Consider the following 17,293-nt stretch of genomic DNA (forward strand, 5'->3'; position numbering starts at 1 on the left):
ATGCCCAGAGACCTTTTCGAGGCAGCCCGCGATGCGATGAAATATGCCCATGCGCCCTATTCGAAGTTTCCGGTCGGTGCGGCGATCCGCGCCGACGACGGAAAGGTCTACACCGGCGCCAATATCGAGAACCTCTCTTTTCCGCAGGGCTGGTGTGCCGAACCGACGGCGATCGGTTGCATGGTCATGGGGGGCGGCAAGAAGATCGTCGAGATGGCAGTCGTCGCGGAAAAATTGGCGCTCTGCCCTCCGTGCGGCGGTTGCCGCCAGAAGATCGCCGAGTTTGCCGGCCCCGAAACCCGCATCTATCTGTGCGACGACGGCGGTGTACAGAAGACGCTGACCATGGATGAGCTCCTGCCTTTTGCCTTCAAGACGGAGAGCCTCGGATGAGGGATGCCATCGATCTCCTTGTCGAAAAACTGAACGGTCTGGTGCCGCGGTACGGCATCGTTCTCGGTTCCGGCCTTGGCTCGCTGGTGGACGAGGTGGCTGATCCGGTGCGCATTTCGTACCGTGATCTACCGGGTTTTCCCGTCGGTGGCGTCTCAGGCCATGCCGGCGAGCTGGTGGCGGGGTGGCTGGATCGCGTTCCCGTAATTATGCTCGCCGGACGCGTCCATTACTACGAGAAGGGTGACGCCGGCGCGATGCGTTTGCCGATCCAGGTGCTGAAGGGGTTGGGCGTGCAGTCGCTGATTTTGACCAATGCCGCCGGATCACTGCGCGAAGACCTGGCACCGGGTTCGGTGATGCAGATCACCGACCACATCAATTTCTCCGGCCGCAACCCATTGATCGGCGAGGCGAGCGATGAACGGTTCGTCGGAATGACGTCCGCCTATGATGCGGAACTTGCCGCGGCGATGCGCAAAGCGGCGGCCACGGTCGACGTCCCGCTCGCGAGTGGCGTTTACATGTGGTTTTCGGGCCCGAGCTTCGAAACGCCCGCGGAAATCCGCATGGCGCGGATACTCGGCGCCGATGCGGTCGGTATGTCCACCGTGCCCGAAGTGATCCTTGCTCGCTTTTTCGGCTTGCGTGTCGCTGCAGCGTCGGTGATCACCAACTACGGCGCCGGCATGACGGGCGCCGAACTCAGCCATGAAGAAACCAAGGACATGGCGCCGATCGGTGGCAGACGACTGGCGGCGGTTCTCAAGGCAATGATCAGCGGCGAAGGAGCAGATCTTGGAAATCCATGAACTGAGAGCGAATGCGGCCGTCGCGTTGTCCTTGCTGGACCTGACGAACCTCAAGGATGATTGCACGCCGCAGGCGATCGTGGAGCTCTGCGCGAAGGCGCAGACGATATACGGTCATACCGCGGCGATCTGCATCTGGCCGCGCTTCGTCGCGCAGGCGCGCGAGATTCTCGGTGCGGACAGTTCGGTCAGGATCGCGACGGTCGTCAATTTCCCGTCGGGCGAACTTGCGATTGCCGAGGTGGTGGCCGAAACGCTGGGCGCCATCGCCGATGGTGCGAACGAGATCGACCTCGTCATCCCCTATAAGAAACTGATGGCCGGCGACGAGTCGGCGGTGACGGAAATGGTCGAGGCGGTCCGTACTGCCTGTGGCGAGCGCGCGCTTCTCAAGGTGATCCTGGAGACGGGAGAACTGAGGGATGCGGGCCTCATCCGTCGTGCGTCGGAGCTTGCGATTGCCGCAGGCGCCGATTTCATCAAGACCTCGACGGGGAAGGTTGCCACAAACGCCACGCTGGAGGCCGCCGACATCATGTTGCTCGCCATCCGCGACAGCCGCCGCAAGGTCGGGTTCAAGCCGGCCGGTGGCGTATCAAGCGTTGCCGATGCGGCACTCTATCTGCGGCATGCCCGTACCATAATGGGTGACGACTGGGTCATGCCGTCGACTTTCCGCTTCGGCGCTTCGGGGCTCTTGGACGACATCCTCTCCATCCTCGGCGAAGGCAAGTCCCTTGCCGAAAAAGCGGGGTACTGAGTGATGCTCCCTCAGGAGATTATCCGGCGCAAACGCGACGGCGCAGTGCTGACGAGCGGGGAGATATCGGAATTCATCGCCGCTCTCAGCAATGACACCTTGTCCGAGGGACAGATCGCGGCCTTTGCCATGGCGGTCTTTTTCCGCGGCATGACGGCAGAAGAGGTCGTCGCCCTGACGATTGCGATGCGTGACTCGGGCGAGGTCCTCGCGTGGCCCGGGGTGGGGCGACCGATCGCCGACAAGCACTCAACCGGCGGTGTCGGTGACAACGTATCGCTGATGCTTGCGCCGATCGCCGCCGCTTGCGGACTCGCCGTTCCGATGATTTCCGGACGCGGCCTCGGCCATACCGGCGGTACGCTCGACAAGTTGCAGTCGATTCCGGGCTACCAGGTCATGCCGGATGCCGCCACGTTTCACCGTACGGTGGAAGAGGTCGGCTGCGCCATCATCGGTCAGACCGGCGATCTCGCTCCTGCGGACCGGCGGCTTTACGCCATTCGCGACGTCACCGCGACGGTCGAGTCCGTGCCGCTGATTACGGCGTCCATCTTGTCGAAGAAGCTCGCTGCGGGACTGCAGACGCTGGTGCTCGACGTGAAGGTCGGCAACGGCGCCTTCATGACGAGTCTCGCCGAGGCCGAGGAACTTGCCGGTTCTCTCGTGCGTGTCGCAAATGGCGCCGGCCTCAAGACATCGGCCTTGCTGACAGATATGAACGAGCCGCTCGCCGACTGTGCTGGCAACGCGATTGAGGTTCGAAACTGCGTCGATTTTCTGCTGGGACGGAAGGCGGGCACAAGGCTTGAAACGGTGACGCTGGCCTTGGCCGCGGAGATGCTGGTCAACGCAGGCCTGGCACCGGATGCTGCGACGGCGGAGACGAGTTGCCGCGGCGCGCTTTATTCTGGAAGAGCAGCGGAGGTCTTTGGCAGGATGGTCCGCGCACTGGGCGGGCCTGCCGATTTCATCGAGCGGTCGGATGTCCATCTGCCTGCAGCAGCAATCGAAATCCCGGTCTTGGCTGCCCGCGAAGGTTGGATATCGACCTGCAACACCCGCGCAATCGGCCTCGCCGTCGTCGCGCTCGGTGGCGGCCGCACAAAGCCCTCCGATTCGATTGATCCCCGCGTCGGTCTCAGCGGATTGCTGCCGATCGGCACGCGGGTATCGAAGGGAGACATGATCGCGACCGTTCACGCCGCTGATCACGACAGCGGAGAACGCGCTGCCCAGACGGTGCAGGCAGCTTACGCGATAGCGCAGGAGGCCCCGCCCACCCGACCCGTCATCCTGAAAAGGATGGCCTAGGCTTTCGGTGCTTCGACCGGCGGTTCAACGAACCATGGTCAATGATTGACGTTCCGCCTTGTAGCTGCTCAGGCGACTGAGAAAGCTCATGCCGATCAACGTGTCGGAGAGTGCATTGTCGCGAAGCACGAGGGCTTCAACGTCTTCGATCTTGATCGAGCCGACCTCGACACGTTTTAGCCTGACGACCGCGGCTTCGCTGCGGCCGTTGGCCGTGTTCACCGAATACCGGAAATCCAGGGCTGCGGCACCATATCCGAGGTGGCGTGCGGTGCTCTCGTTGATTGCGACGGCAGATGCACCGGTGTCGACCATTCCCTCGACCGGTTTCCCGTTGAGTCTGAACTGGCCGCGATAGTGCCCTGCGGCGTCGGCCTTGAGGACTGATGTACCTGAGGCAAGGGTAGAATTCGCAACGGAGGCTGTCTTCCTTGCCGCGGGTTCGCCGACGGGTGTGTCTTGCCAGCTTTCGAACGAAGATGACATCTGGAGGGCAACGACACCCGAGAGGAACACGAACATCAGACTGCGCATCAGCATCTTGTCACCACTTTCGCGGTTCCACGACGGAACCGGAACGGCCGCAAGTGTTCGTGAAATTGGCTGAAGAAGTGGCTAACGCGCCGACGAAAAGCGGCCGCCGGAAAAGTCCAGGCGGCCGCTTCTTGGTCCGATGGTTAAGTTTTGTCTAATTCTACTTCGTTCCGTACATCCGGTCGCCGGCATCGCCCAACCCCGGCACGATGTAACCCTTTTCGTTGAGGTGGCTGTCGATCGCCGCGGTGAAGACAGGCACGTCCGGGTGCGCCTCACGAAAATTCTTGATCCCTTCCGGCGCTGCGAGCAGGCAGAGGAAGCGGATATTGTGGGCGCCGCGTTCCTTCAGCTTGTCGATCGCGGCGATGGAGGAATTTCCGGTGGCTAGCATGGGGTCGACGACGATGATCAATCGCTCGGCAATGTCCTCCGGCGCCTTGAAATAGTATTCGACCGGCTGCAGCGTCTCGTGATCACGGTAGACGCCGATATGGGAGACACGGGCGGACGGCACGAGCTCGAGCATGCCCTCGAGCAGGCCGTTTCCGGCGCGCAGGATGGAGGCGAACACGAGCTTCTTGCCCTCAAGGATCGGCGACTCCATTTCGGCGAGCGGGGTCTCGATCGTTTCCATCTTCAGTTCAAGGTCGCGCGTGACCTCGTAGCAGAGCAGGGTCGAGATCTCTCGCAGCAGCCGGCGGAAGCTCCCCGTAGACGTTTCCTTGCGGCGCATGATGGTCAGCTTGTGTTGTACGAGCGGGTGATCGATGACTTTGACGCCGTCCATGGTCGTGCCTTCTCTTATTGTCTTGTCTTGCGCATCAGCCTGTTTTCCACGTTCCAGGCATCAGCCGCAAGGGGAGTGCGACGTTTTGGAAGATCATCCCCAACTGCGGTCGGCCTATCGCGCGGAAACGCTGCTGTGGATGCAGCGCGAAGGTTCTCAGGTGCTACGTGTCGACCCGTCGAGGTGGCCTAAAGCTGTGCCAGGAGAATCTTGCGCGTTTCCTCATCGACGAAGGCAGCGTCGATCGCAGTGCGGGTCATGGCGTCGATCTCGCCATCCGTGAAACCCATTATCGTCGATGCGGTCTCGTATTCCCGCGCAAGCGAGGTGTGAAAGAACGGCGGATCATCGGAATTGAGGGTCACACGAACTCCGGCCTCGACGAATTTCCGCAAGGGATGGCTGTCGTAGTCCGGGAAGACCTTGAGCGCGATGTTCGAACCCGGGCAAACCTCTAGGACCGTGCCCAGATCAGCGAGCCTCTTCACGAGATCTGGTTCTTCGATCGCCCGGACGCCGTGGCCGATGCGGGTCGGTCGAACGATATCCAGAGCATCTGCGACACTGAAGGCACCGCAGAGTTCGCCGGCGTGGATGGTGATGCCGAGCCCGGCTTCGCGCACAATATCGAAGGCAGGAGCGTAATCGGCGACCCGACCCATGCGTTCCTCGCCGGCCATGTTGAAGCCCGTGACGAGCGGATGACCGAGCTTCGCGGCGAATTTCGCGCGGCTGAGAACATTCTCAGGGCCGAGGTGGCGCTCGCCGATGATGATCATCCGGCATTCGATGCCGGTCTTCTCCTTGGCGGACCGAATGCCGGCTGCCAGACCTTCGATGTAGTCCAATGCGGGTAGACCGACCGCCTCGCCGTGATCCGGCGAAATGAAGAGTTCGCTGTAGATCGTGTTCGCCGCAGCAAGTTCCAGGAGATAGGCCTCGGCAAGACGCGCATAGTCGTCGGCCGTACGGAAGACAGACGCAACCGCATCGTAACAGGCGATGAAGCTCGTGAAATCGTGCCAGACATAGACGCCGTCGCGGATGAAGCCGTCGGTGTCGATGCCATGCCTTTGAGCCTGTTCGAGAGCAAGCGAAGGGGGAGCCGCGCCTTCGATGTGGCAGTGCAGCTCTGCTTTCTTCAGATGTCTTGTCAAAGAAAACTCCGTCCGTGCCGTCCGGCAGGTAGTCCGAGATGAGCGGCGACCGTCTCTCCGATGTCGCTGTAGGTGCTGCGAACGCCGACCAGACGCGACTTGATGCCCGGGCCGAAAGCCATGATGGGCACGCGCTCGCGGGTGTGGTCGGTTCCCCGCCAGGTGGGGTCGCAGCCGTGGTCGGCGGTCAGCACCACCATGTCGCCGGGGCGCAGCTTTCGGTGAACCTCCGGCAGCCGGCGGTCGAATGCCTCGAGGGCCGCCGCGTATCCGGGTACGTCCCGTCGGTGGCCATACAGCATGTCGAAGTCGACGAAGTTGGTGAAGACGAGATCGCCGTCGTCGGCACGATCCATGGCGTCCAGCGTGGCGTCCATGAGGGCCATATTGCCGTTCGCCTTGGTAAGGTCGCTGATACCCTGATGGGCGAAGATGTCGCCGATCTTGCCGACCGCATGCACCTTTCCGCCTGCGTCCACGATCCGGTCGAGAAGCGTCGGTTCCGGTGGCGGAACCGAAAAGTCCCTGCGGTTGCCGGTGCGCACGAAGGTCGCCGGTGTTTCGCCGACAAAAGGTCGCGCGATCACACGACCGATATTCAGCGGGTCGACGAGCTTGCGGACAATGCGGCAGAGGTTCAGGAGCCGTTCAAGGCCGAAGTGGCTCTCGTGGGCGGCGATCTGGAAGACCGAGTCTGTCGATGTGTAACAGATCGGCTTGCCGGTCCGGATATGTTCCTCCCCGAGGCGTGCAATAATCTCTGTTCCGGACGCGTGACAATTTCCGAGGATGCCGGGGAGTTCGGCCTCCCGGCAGATCGTCTCGACCAGTTCCGGCGGAAAGGCATCGCCGTCGACCGGGAAGTAGCCCCAGTCGAACATCACCGGCGTTCCGGCGATTTCCCAGTGACCCGACGGCGTGTCTTTGCCTCGTGAAACTTCGCTGGCCGCGCCATGCAGCCCGAAGACGCGATCCGGGATGGGCATGGCGGCGGGGGGCCGCCCGCTCGCCAGCTTTGCAATGGTCACCAGCCCCAGCGACGACATATTGGGAAGCGAGAGTGGTCCTGAGCGCAAGCCCTTCCGGTCGCCGGCTCCTGCCGCGCAGAACTCGGCGATATGTCCCAGTGTATTTGCACCGTCATCGCCGTAGTCGCGGGCGTCGGGTGCGCCGCCGATGCCGAAAGAATCGAGTACGAAGAGAAATGCTCGCGCCATTGTCCACCCTAAGTTGCCGCAAACGACAGCCGACATGCAGCAAATAAAGCCCTGTATTCAAGCGCATGCATAGCGCCTGAAGAGCAGCTTGGCAAATTGCCGGCGGCGTTCCGTTCAACAGTCGGAGCAGGTGATTTCGGTTCCGACACGCTGCCGATAATAGAAGTCTTTGCCGAGCGTGATGCTTTTGATCTCGCTGCCGGACATGTTCGGCAGGTACATGAGGAGTTCGTGAGGGATGGTGAGCTCCGCGTGGACGAGAAACGTGTCTGCAGAGAGCATGCTGGAGGGCACGGTGATCGTATTTCCGACCGAGTAGGGTGCCGTTCCGTTGTTCTCCCACGACCAGGCGACGGTCGCCTTGTTGCTGCTGTCGATCTTGATGCCGGTGATCTTGAGATCAAGGCCGCTGGTACCATAGGGCACGAAGATCGCCTGCGCCACGTCGTCCATGGAGGCGAGATAGGTCTTGTCGACCGCTGTCTGGCGCGTCACGAGGTCGGCCACGGCACTTGCAGCGTTGGTCACCTTCTTATTGACGCTGAGCCCGATCGTCAGCTCGAAGGAGACGAGATAGACGAAGATGAGGAGCGGCATCAGGAGAGCGAATTCTACTGCGCCCATTCCACTCTCGTCGGCGGAGAAGCGCCCGAACCCGTGCGACACGCGTGAGAACTCTTTCCGCGCTCGAAGAAGAAGCTCGGATGCGCGCCCGGTGCTGGCTTTGCCGAAAGGTCTCACGGGTAGTCCTCGTTCTGAAAGGCGGTCGTCGCGACGATAAGAAAATAACTTGAACCCTCGGCAGGGCGGACGGTCGTGATGTAAGGACGGACGAGGTCGGTGAGAACGGTCCAGCGATAATAGGCCCGCAGCATGTTGATCGATTTTGGTCCACCGGGGTTATAACCGAAGGAAGAGGGATCGATGTCGGCAAAGGATGCTGTCGAGACGCGCGGAATCGTTGTTGGAATGTCGCTGAACTTGGTGAAGGTTCGGGTATCGAGATAGAGAGAGGACGGGGTCGCGATTTCGGTTGCGGAGCAGGAAATCATAATCGCGATCTCGTCACAGAACGCCTGGCGGAACTCCACTGCGGTCTTGTCTGTCGTGCGACCGAGATTATAGGTGATCTTGCCGGTGCGCAGCTCGCGAGCGAGCGTGTTCACGGCATTGGTGACCAGTTGCTCGGCCGTGAACGCGGCGAAGGTCTCCAGAATGGCGAAGATGATCATGAAGTAGGGGATCGCGAGGATCGCGAATTCGATCGCTGCGGCGCCGTCGCGCGACCGCCGGAGCCGCCGCCACAGTCCGCTCGTGCACGGCTGCTTTGTCGAGCCTTCGCTCATATCATTCGCATTTGTATTCATCGCCTTAGACCAGTGTCCGGATGTCAAGCGAGCATCATCGTCGCGAAACCTTGATTTTTGGTTGCGCGAGCCTCCGGAAATTTAGTGAACTCGTCCGGATGTTACCGGTCGGCGTCTACTGGGCGGCAGAAGAACCGGCGACCTGAGCATGGATCTCGCAGTTCGGGGTGCAGGAGAGAACCGTGCGCTCGGTTGCCTTGAAGACCCGCACGGTATTGCCTTCGTCAATCGAGACGAGGATGCGCTCGTCGACGATCGCGTTTCCGTCGGCATCGAGCAGAACGAGGTTGGTGGTTCCGAAAGCACGGCCGGTCAGAACGATGGTCTTTGCATCGGCGACCGTCGCGTCGGCAACCTCGGCGTTACCGACGATGACCTTGCTGACCGGACGGTCGAGTTTCAGCACCCGTGCCTGATTCATATAGACACGCATCATCTCGTCCGCGGAAAGCGCCGGCGTGGTCAGACCGGCCGCCAGCATGCCGACGACAATCGAAAACGAACCGATACGTGGGATCATACCTGCGGGCCTTCTGTGCACGATGGGTGGCGAAACGCCTTCCTAAGGATGCCCGGGATTGGTGAATGAACGGTTAAACTGGCGCCCGACGGGTGTGGTCACCTGTAACCCCCAAAGATCTTTGGGTATTCCTGACTCGAAAGTCAGGATTGTCCGAAAACGGAACAGGTGTCCAACTGCGCCGATACCGTTCTGCCCAGGGAAGCACCGCGTTGTCGAGGTACTCTTGTCCAGTTCCCGCGGCACTTCCAGCGCACTTTTCGAATGCAACGAAATACGGCAAGGCGTCGTTTACCAAGCTGCCGGGTTCCGGCAATTCAAGCTTTGGTAACGTAGTTTTTTAAGTCGATGGCAATGGGCCGGCGTTAGTTTGCACTCATCCGAGCAACGGCGAACAGTTGCAGGAAGTGCTGAACAACCCTCTGTGGAATTAGGAGAGACCCATGTCCAAGATCTTCGCTCGCTTCATGAAAGACGAATCTGGCGCGACCGCCATCGAATATGGCCTGATCGCCGCCCTCATTTCCGTCGCCCTCATCACCGGTGCCACGACCCTCGGTAACTCGCTGAACAACACCTTCCAGGACATCTCCACGAAGATGAGCACGGCTGAGACGGCGAACTGATATCGCTCTTAGCGAGTGTCACCACTCTCGTGTAGATAAAGCCGCTTCGAAGAGAAGCGGCTTTATCATTTGTGTGGGCGCATAACAGAGAACAGCCATTTTTCTTAACGTTCCCGGGTTAGTGTCTGTTTCGCAGGGCATCAGGGAGGGCAGAATGATTGTAGGAATTGTCTTTTTAGTTTTTCCACTCTGTCTCGTTCTGGCGGCACTTACAGATATCTTTGAGATGACGATTCCGAATCGTATCCCGGCGGTTCTTCTCGGAGCGTTCCTTCTGGTTGCTCCCTTCTCCGGCCTCGGCTGGTCCGGGTTTGGTATGCACATGGCTGCAGCCGCCCTCGTCTTCTCCGGGGGATTCGCTCTCTTCGCCCTGAATGTCATGGGCGGCGGCGATGCCAAGCTTCTCACAGCGGCCGCGGTCTGGTTCGGCCTTACGAAGTCGCTCCTCGTCTTCCTGATTTATGTAGGATATGCGGGCGGTGTCCTCACGCTGCTGATCCTGCTGTTGCGTGCCCGTGCCAATCTGGTGATCGCCATGGGGCTTCCGGTTCCGCATTCCATTCTCTCGGCCAAGAAGATTCCCTACGGCATCGCGATTGCCATCGGGGGACTGGCCTCCTACGCGCAGTCGCCGCTCGTGACGCAGGCTTTGGAAAGCCTTCATTAACCATCCCTGTAAGCCAGCCGTTAACTATAATTACACCAATTCCTGATCATTCTCAGGGGGAAATATTCTGAGTCCCTCAAGGATCGATCATGAAGCCCGCCCGTGTCATCATTCTCTCTGTCGCCGTCGTGGCCGCCGGCGCTGCCGGCATGCTTGCCATGCGCATGTCAGGACCGAAGACGGTCATCATGCAGCAGACCGAGGCCGTGATGACCAAGGAGGAGACGGTCAACGTTCTGGTGTCCGCGGCCAATCTTCCGGTCGGCTCCCGGCTGGACGAAAAGTCGATGCACTGGATGGCCTGGCCGACATCGGGTGTCGTTGAAGGCTTCATTACGGAGACCAACCGCCCGCAAGCATTGACCGAGCTTGCCGGTGTGATTGTGCGCATGCCGCTCTTCGAAGGCGAGCCCATCCGCCGCGAGAAGATCGCCGACTCCTCCGCCCGCGTCATGTCGTCGCTTCTGCCTTCCGGCAAGCGAGCCGTTTCGACCGAGATCTCGGTCGCCACCGGCGCCGGCGGTTTCATCCTCCCGAACGATCGCGTCGACGTGATCATGGTCCGTTCGGACAAGAGCGGCAACGGCAGCGGCAACTACCTGACTGAGACGGTGCTTTCCAACGTGCGTGTGCTCGCCATCGACCAGCAGGTTGAGGAGAAGGACGACGGCTCGAAATCGGTGATCGGCACCACGGCGACGCTCGAGCTGACCCCCGATCAGGCCAAGGTCATGACGGTCGCCCAACAGATGGCCGATCGCCTGTCGCTGGCGCTGCGCTCCGTCGCCGACGCACAGGAAGAAGATACGTCCGCCGCCGACTATCTGTTGAGCGGCAGTTCCGGAATGCCGGCGATCCAGGTGATCAAGAACGGCAATGTCGTGAAGGACGCCGAGGTAAAGATGCAATGAACGGGGGCGCCAAGGTGACAGATTTCAAACAAAAGATCCGGACCTCGCTCGCCGGCGGCATCGCTTTCTCCATGGCGTTCTCCGGCATGCCCGGTAACCTCGCCTCAGGCGTCTTCGACTTGCCGGCAGCTTTCGCCGCGTCGGACAGCGTCATATCGATCTCCAAGGTCGGTCCCGGCGCTCGTCGCACAGTCAAGCTCGGCCTCAACAAGGCGCTGGTCGTCGATCTGCCGACCGATGCTCACGACATTCTGGTCGCCGACCCGTCGATGGCCGACGCCGTGACCCGCACGTCGCGGCGCATCTATCTGTTCGGCAAGGCCGTTGGACAGACGAACATCTTCATCTTCGGACCGAATGGTGAGGAAATCATCAGTCTCGACATTGAAATCGAACGGGACATCGCCGGCCTCGAAACCAACCTTCGCCGTTTCATTCCTGAATCCGACATCAAGGTGGAGATCGTATCCGACAACATCGTGCTGACGGGCACCGTCCGCACTCCGCAGGATGCGGAGCGGGCAGAGGGTCTGGCTCGCGCGTTTCTGAAAGGCGGCGAGGCGACGACGCGCAACGAGACCGCGACAAGCGACAGTGGCGGCGACGGAGCCGTTGCGATCTTCGCGGAAGATCGGCAGGTCTCGCAGATTGTAAACCTGCTGACCATCGAAGGTGAAGACCAGGTAACGCTCAAGGTCACCGTTGCTGAGGTCAGTCGTCAGGTGCTGAAACAGCTCGGCTTCAACGGAAGTGTTTCCGACGGCAGCAGCGGAATATCTTTTCAGAACCCGGCCAACCTCGGCAACGCAGTCAACGTGTCCAACGCGATTGGAGGGGTTCTGCCGACCGCGTTCGGTTCAATTGGTGGCTATACCATCAGCAGCTATCTAAATGCCATGGAGCAGGCGGGCGTGATGCGGACGCTTGCCGAGCCGAGCCTGACGGCCATTTCGGGCGAGCGCGCCAAGTTCTACGTCGGCGGCGAATTCCGCCTTCCAGCAGAACAAGAAGTGTCCACGGATGCCGACACGGGCCAAACCACAGTTTCCCGCACGACCGACACAGTGAACTACGGCATTGAGCTAAACTTCCGCCCGGTTGTCCTGGCGCCCGGCCGCATCAGCCTGCAGATCGAGACGAACGTTTCGGAACCGACATACGAAGCCTCGGTCGTGACCGGAAACACCTCCCGCGGTATCCCTGGTTCGACCTACCTGTCGATCCGTCGGCGCGAGGCTTCGACCTCTGTCGAACTGCCGTCCGGCGGCTCGATCGTGATCGCCGGCCTCGTTCAGGACAATATCCGCCAGGCGATGTCCGGCCTTCCGGGGCTATCAAAGGTGCCGATCCTCGGCACTCTCTTCCGCAGCAAGGATTTCCAGCGCAACGAAACGGAGCTGGTCATCATCGCCACGCCCTATCTCGTGCGGCCGGTTGCCCGTAACCAGCTCGCTCGCCCCGACGACAACTTCAACCCGGAAAACGACGGCGCGACCTTCTTCCTGAACCGTGTCAACAAGGTCTACGGCCGCAAGGAAGCAGACGTGACCGGCCGATATCACGGCACCGTCGGCTTCATCTACAAGTGATCGGAGACGCAGATGTTCGACAACAGCGTTTCTCATCCTTCGACAGAAAGACACAAGACCATGCGCGCATCGACGTCAGCAAGGATCGCTCCCCGTCTCGGTAAGGCCGCATTCGCTGCGGTAGTAGTCGGTGCCACGATTGTTCTCTCCGGCTGCGGCGCCAATCGCGACGGTATGACCACCGGCTCGATTCCGGATGATTACCGGACCCGTCATCCGATCACCGTGACCGAGGTGGAGCATACGCTCGACCTGCCGATTGCCTCCGGCGACCGCAATCTAAACATCAACACGCAGGACACGATTGCGGGCTTTGCACAGGACTATCGAAGCATGTCCAGCGGAACGATCCAGATCATGGTCCCGCAAGGTTCGCCGAACGCGGCGGCCGCGTCGATCATGCGCAAGCAGATACGTGCCGAACTCGTCAGCCAGGGAATCCCGGCACCACGCATCATCGAGACGACCTACCAGGCGGCGGCCTCCGGCGATGCCGCACCGGTCCGCCTGAGTTTCGTCGCATCGACCGCCGTGACCGATCAGTGCGGTCAATGGCCGGAGGATCTCTCGGACAATACGGTCATGAACCGCAACTGGCACAATTTCGGCTGCGCCACCCAGAACAATCTGGCCGCGCAAGTCGCCAATCCCATGGATCTCATTGCACCGCGCGGCATGGCTCCGATCGACGCGGCCCGTCGCTCAAAGGTGATCGGCCTCTATCGAGAAGGCAAGGATACGGCGTCCAAGTGAGCGGTGTGCCGGATACGGGGCAGGGGAAGAATATGAGCGCGATTGAATACGATATCGAGACAGGCTCTCGTGGGAACCAAGACGCAGAGACGGCCGTGATCGCCGGTGATCTGGAGCTCCTGCGTCCACTGCCGCGCATCTCGGTTCACGCCTTCTGCGTTGCGGAGAGCACGCGCGGCGTCATGGAAAAGTGCGGGCAGGATCGCCGCATGGCCAAGGTGAGCCTCAGGATCACCAGCGGCAATATTGCCGCCGCCGCTGCGATGTTCGCCTCCACCCCGACGCCGAACTTGATCATTCTGGAGACGGACTCGCCGTCGTCCACGCTGCTCGCGGAGCTTGCCCCGCTCGCCGAGGTCTGCGATCCGACCACGCGGGTCGTCATCATCGGCCGCTACAACGATATCCCGCTCTATCGGGAACTGATGCGCAACGGCATCTCCGAATACATCGTCGGACCCGTCTCGATGGCCGAGATCATCTCATCGATCGCGGCGATCTTCGTCGATCCCGATGCAGAGCCGCTCGGACGGACGGTTGCCTTCATTGGGGCCAAGGGTGGCGTGGGCTCCTCGACCATCGCGCACAACTGCGCCTTCGGGATTTCGCACCTTTTCTCCACCGAGACCGTCTTGGCCGACCTTGATTTACCCTACGGTACAGCGAACATCGACTTCGACCAGGACCCCGCGCAAGGCATTGCCGAGGCTGTCTTTGCTCCCGAGCGTCTCGATGAGGTGTTTCTGGACCGCCTGCTCACGACGTGTTCGCAGCATCTTTCGTTGCTTGCCGCACCGTCTCTCCTCGACAGAGCCTACGACTATTCGCGCGACGCCTTCCAGCCGTTGCTGGAACTCCTGCAGCGGAGCGCTCCCGTCACGGTGCTCGATCTTCCGCACGTATGGTCGGACTGGACCCGCGCGGTCCTTTCCGAGGCCGATGAGGTGGTCATCACCTGCGCCCCGGACCTTGCCAATCTGCGCAACGCCAAGAACATGTTCGATGCCTTGAAAAAGCTGCGTCCCAACGACAAGTCGCCGCATTTCATACTGAACCAGGTCGGAATGCCGAAGCGGCCGGAGATCGCGCCGAACGACTTTTTCGAACCGCTGGAGATCGACCCGATCGCGATTATTCCTTTCGACGCGCAGCTCTTCGGCAATGCGGCCAACAGCGGACGGATGATCTCGGAGACGGACGCGAAGTCACCGACGGCCGAGACATTCTCACAGATCGCACACCTGGTGACGGGACGCGCGACGATAAAGAGACCGAAGAAGGCGGGACTGGGAAAAGTCCTGGGACTTCTCGGCAGGAAATGAGTTCAAGCGTGGGGATGATGTAAGGTGGCTATGTTCGGCAGACGCGGCGATGGTTTCGGAAAGGCCGGCCCAGGCGCGGGAGCACTGGCGGCGCCGGTCGCGCCTGCCGTAGCTCCTGCAAGCACACCTTCGGCCGGCGCCGTCATTGCCGAAACTCTGGTCGCCCCTCAGGATCCGACACGCCGCCAGCAGGTAACGCCACCGCCGATGCAGGCGCCTGCCGCCAGCCGGAAGCGTCCGGCGCGCACCCAGGACTATTACGACACGAAGAGCCAGGTCTTCTCCGCCCTGATCGACACCATTGACCTGTCGCAGCTGGCAAAACTCGACGGCGAAAGCGCGCGAGAGGAAATTCGCGACATCGTCAACGACATCATCACGATCAAGAATTTCGCGATGTCGATCTCCGAGCAGGAGGAGCTGCTCGAGGATATCTGCAACGACGTCCTCGGTTACGGTCCGCTCGAACCGTTGCTTGCGCGGGACGACATCGCCGACATCATGGTGAACGGCGCCGGACAAACCTTCATCGAAGTCGGCGGCAAGACCATCGAGTCGGACATCCGGTTCCGGGACAATGCGCAGCTTCTGTCGATCTGCCAGCGCATTGTCAGCCAGGTCGGCCGGCGCGTGGACGAGTCGAGCCCGATCTGCGATGCGCGTCTGCCCGACGGATCCCGCGTCAACGTGATTGCGCCGCCGCTCGCCATCGACGGCCCTGCGCTCACGATCCGCAAGTTCAAGAAGGACAAGCTCAATCTCGACCAGTTGGTGAAATTCGGTGCGATCACGCCCGAAGGCGCGGAAGTGTTGCAGATCATCGGACGTGTTCGCTGCAATGTCGTCATTTCCGGAGGTACCGGCTCCGGCAAGACTACACTTCTCAACTGTCTCACCGGTTATATCGACACCGACGAGCGTGTGATCACCTGCGAGGATACCGCCGAACTGCAGCTCCAGCAGCCGCATGTCGTGCGTCTTGAAACCCGTCCGCCGAACATCGAGGGCGAGGGTGAGATCACCATGCGTGACCTCGTCAAGAACTGCCTGCGCATGCGCCCCGAGCGCATCATCGTCGGCGAAGTGCGCGGACCGGAAGTGTTCGACTTGCTTCAGGCGATGAACACCGGCCACGACGGCTCCATGGGTACGATCCACGCGAATACGCCGCGCGAGTGCCTGAGCCGAATGGAGTCGATGATCGCGATGGGTGGCTTCAGCCTGCCGGCGAAGACCGTGCGCGAGATCATTGCCGGCTCCATCGACGTAATCATACAGGCAGCACGCTTGCGCGATGGCTCGCGCCGCATCACCCACATCACCGAGGTGATCGGCATGGAAGGCGATGTCATCGTCACTCAGGATCTCGTCCGCTACGAAATCGAGGGCGAAGACGCGAACGGCCGGATCGTCGGTCGTCACGTGTCGACGGGCATTGGCAAGCCTCATTTCTGGGATCGAGCCCGCTACTATAACGAAGAGCGCAGGCTGGCAGCCGCTCTCGACGCCATGGAACAGAAGAGCAAGGGGGTCTGACGCTCATGTTCGGACTCGAGCCTACCATTTTGCTCATCATAGCCCTGGTAGCGGTCGCTGCCGGTGCACTTGCCTATGGCGTGCTTTATTCGCGGATCGAGGTCGAGAAGAAGACGGAAAGCCGTATCAGCCGGGTCAAGTCGGCTGAAACCGATCTGTCGAAGATCAAGGCGGCGCGTGACCGTGTGCAGGAAATCTCCAAACGCCGCAAGTCGGTTCAGGACTCTTTGAAGGATCTCGAACGCAAGCAGCAGGAGCAGAACAAAAAGATGGCGAGGGCCGACATAAAGTCGCGCCTTGTGCAGGCCGGGTTGTCCATTTCAGTCACGCAGTTCTATCTGCTGAGTGTGGCCCTCGGTCTCGCCGTTCTTGCGCTCGCGTTCCTGTCCGGTACGCCGCTGCTTGTTACCTTCGGCTCCGCATTTGTCGCTGCGCTGGGCCTGCCGCGCTGGGTGGTCGGCTTCCTAGTTCGCCGCCGCCAGAAAAAGTTTCTGGAGGAGTTCCCCAATTCCCTGGACGTGATGGTTCGCTCTATCCGCTCCGGCCTGCCCCTGAACGATGCGCTGAGGTTGATTGCCTCCGACGGGCAGGAGCCGGTGAAGGGCGAATTCCGCCGCGTGGTCGAGTCCCAGCAGGTCGGTCTGAGCATCCCGGAAGCCTGTCAGCGCATGATCATGACCATGCCGCTGCAGGAGATAAACTTCTTCTCGATCGTCATCGCCATCCAGTCGCAGGCTGGCGGCAACCTCTCCGAGGCCCTCGCCAACCTTTCGCGCGTGTTGCGCGACCGCAAGAAGATGAAGGCCAAGGTGAACGCGCTTTCCATGGAAGCGAAGGCCTCCGCCGTCATCATCGGCGCACTGCCGTTCATTGTCGCACTGCTCGTCTACCTGACCTCACCCCATTACATCACGATTCTCTTCACAGACCCCCGCGGCCACATGATTCTCGGCATTTCCGCTGTCTGGATGACGATCGGCATCCTGGTAATGCGCAACATGATCAATTTCGACATCTAGGACGCC

Annotated in this window: 19 protein-coding genes; 12 read left to right on the forward strand and 7 right to left on the reverse strand. The window is 60.8% G+C overall.

Going from position 1 to position 17,293, the window contains the following annotated elements:
* The 4 genes from EUU22_RS16840 to deoA are packed head-to-tail and all read left to right on the forward strand — an operon-like array spanning position 1 to position 3,279.
* Entirely contained in the window at positions 1–393 is a 393-nt protein-coding gene (locus EUU22_RS16840; RefSeq protein WP_129333162.1) for a cytidine deaminase, read from the forward strand.
* Complete coding sequence (locus tag EUU22_RS16845) at positions 390–1,205, forward strand: purine-nucleoside phosphorylase (RefSeq protein WP_129333163.1); 816 nt, start codon at positions 390–392, stop codon at positions 1,203–1,205. Before EUU22_RS16840 ends, EUU22_RS16845 begins: the two co-directional genes overlap by 4 nt.
* A complete protein-coding gene (gene deoC, locus EUU22_RS16850; RefSeq protein WP_129333164.1) occupies positions 1,192–1,965 on the forward strand; it encodes a deoxyribose-phosphate aldolase in 774 nt (257 codons plus the stop codon). The genes EUU22_RS16845 and deoC overlap by 14 nt, the downstream gene beginning before the upstream one ends.
* A 3-nt stretch (positions 1,966–1,968) precedes the next feature.
* Positions 1,969–3,279: a thymidine phosphorylase gene (deoA, locus tag EUU22_RS16855; RefSeq protein WP_129333165.1), complete on the forward strand. Its 1,311-nt coding sequence runs from the start codon at positions 1,969–1,971 to the stop codon at positions 3,277–3,279.
* A gap of 24 nt (positions 3,280–3,303) precedes the next feature.
* Here deoA and EUU22_RS16860 read toward each other — a convergent pair whose 3' ends face one another.
* The 7 genes from EUU22_RS16860 to EUU22_RS16890 all read right to left on the reverse strand — a co-directional run bounded on the left by EUU22_RS16860 (position 3,304) and on the right by EUU22_RS16890 (position 8,825).
* A complete protein-coding gene (locus EUU22_RS16860; protein WP_129333166.1) occupies positions 3,304–3,819 on the reverse strand; it encodes a retropepsin-like aspartic protease family protein in 516 nt (171 codons plus the stop codon).
* A gap of 154 nt (positions 3,820–3,973) precedes the next feature.
* The gene (gene upp, locus EUU22_RS16865; RefSeq protein ID WP_112686250.1) at positions 3,974–4,603 is read right to left on the reverse strand and encodes a uracil phosphoribosyltransferase; all 630 of its coding nucleotides are present in this window, start codon (positions 4,601–4,603) and stop codon (positions 3,974–3,976) included.
* Between the two features lie 188 nt (positions 4,604–4,791).
* Positions 4,792–5,760 (reverse strand): adenosine deaminase, encoded by a 969-nt coding sequence (locus EUU22_RS16870; protein ID WP_129333167.1) that lies wholly within the window; start codon positions 5,758–5,760, stop codon positions 4,792–4,794.
* Positions 5,757–6,977 carry a phosphopentomutase gene (locus EUU22_RS16875; RefSeq protein ID WP_129333168.1) on the reverse strand — a complete coding sequence of 407 codons (1,221 nt, stop codon included), beginning with the start codon at positions 6,975–6,977 and terminating at the stop codon, positions 5,757–5,759. The genes EUU22_RS16870 and EUU22_RS16875 overlap by 4 nt, the downstream gene beginning before the upstream one ends.
* 114 nt (positions 6,978–7,091) lie before the next feature.
* On the reverse strand, positions 7,092–7,601 hold the full coding sequence (locus tag EUU22_RS16880; protein ID WP_129333169.1) for a TadE/TadG family type IV pilus assembly protein: 510 nt from the start codon (positions 7,599–7,601) through the stop codon (positions 7,092–7,094).
* Between the two features lie 113 nt (positions 7,602–7,714).
* Positions 7,715–8,323 (reverse strand): TadE/TadG family type IV pilus assembly protein, encoded by a 609-nt coding sequence (locus tag EUU22_RS16885; protein WP_245485100.1) that lies wholly within the window; start codon positions 8,321–8,323, stop codon positions 7,715–7,717.
* Positions 8,324–8,459: 136 nt separating this feature from the next.
* Positions 8,460–8,825, reverse strand: coding sequence for a pilus assembly protein N-terminal domain-containing protein (locus EUU22_RS16890; protein WP_245485148.1), 366 nt, complete (start codon positions 8,823–8,825; stop codon positions 8,460–8,462).
* Between the two features lie 482 nt (positions 8,826–9,307).
* On the opposite strand from EUU22_RS16890, the gene EUU22_RS16895 reads away from it, so the two are divergent.
* From EUU22_RS16895 to EUU22_RS16930, 8 genes are all read left to right on the forward strand, one after another.
* Positions 9,308–9,490, forward strand: coding sequence for a Flp family type IVb pilin (locus EUU22_RS16895; protein WP_129333172.1), 183 nt, complete (start codon positions 9,308–9,310; stop codon positions 9,488–9,490).
* Positions 9,491–9,644: 154 nt separating this feature from the next.
* The gene (locus tag EUU22_RS16900; RefSeq protein WP_129333173.1) at positions 9,645–10,157 is read left to right on the forward strand and encodes an A24 family peptidase; all 513 of its coding nucleotides are present in this window, start codon (positions 9,645–9,647) and stop codon (positions 10,155–10,157) included.
* Between the two features lie 89 nt (positions 10,158–10,246).
* Positions 10,247–11,068, forward strand: a complete 822-nt coding sequence (cpaB, locus tag EUU22_RS16905) for a Flp pilus assembly protein CpaB (RefSeq protein WP_129333174.1) — start codon at positions 10,247–10,249, stop codon at positions 11,066–11,068.
* Positions 11,065–12,657 (forward strand): type II and III secretion system protein family protein, encoded by a 1,593-nt coding sequence (locus EUU22_RS16910; protein ID WP_129333175.1) that lies wholly within the window; start codon positions 11,065–11,067, stop codon positions 12,655–12,657. Before cpaB ends, EUU22_RS16910 begins: the two co-directional genes overlap by 4 nt.
* A 60-nt stretch (positions 12,658–12,717) precedes the next feature.
* Complete coding sequence (locus tag EUU22_RS16915; protein ID WP_129333176.1) at positions 12,718–13,410, forward strand: CpaD family pilus assembly protein; 693 nt, start codon at positions 12,718–12,720, stop codon at positions 13,408–13,410.
* Positions 13,411–13,442: 32 nt separating this feature from the next.
* Entirely contained in the window at positions 13,443–14,732 is a 1,290-nt protein-coding gene (locus EUU22_RS16920) for a CpaE/TadZ family protein (protein ID WP_129333177.1), read from the forward strand.
* A 30-nt stretch (positions 14,733–14,762) separates the two neighbouring features.
* Positions 14,763–16,268: a TadA family conjugal transfer-associated ATPase gene (locus EUU22_RS16925; RefSeq protein ID WP_129333178.1), complete on the forward strand. Its 1,506-nt coding sequence runs from the start codon at positions 14,763–14,765 to the stop codon at positions 16,266–16,268.
* Positions 16,269–16,273: 5 nt separating this feature from the next.
* The gene (locus EUU22_RS16930) at positions 16,274–17,287 is read left to right on the forward strand and encodes a type II secretion system F family protein (protein WP_129333179.1); all 1,014 of its coding nucleotides are present in this window, start codon (positions 16,274–16,276) and stop codon (positions 17,285–17,287) included.
* The last annotated feature ends 6 nt before the right edge of the window (positions 17,288–17,293 follow it).

This window comes from Ciceribacter ferrooxidans, from assembly GCF_004137355.1.
Taxonomy (GTDB): Bacteria; Pseudomonadota; Alphaproteobacteria; order Rhizobiales; family Rhizobiaceae; genus Allorhizobium; species Allorhizobium ferrooxidans.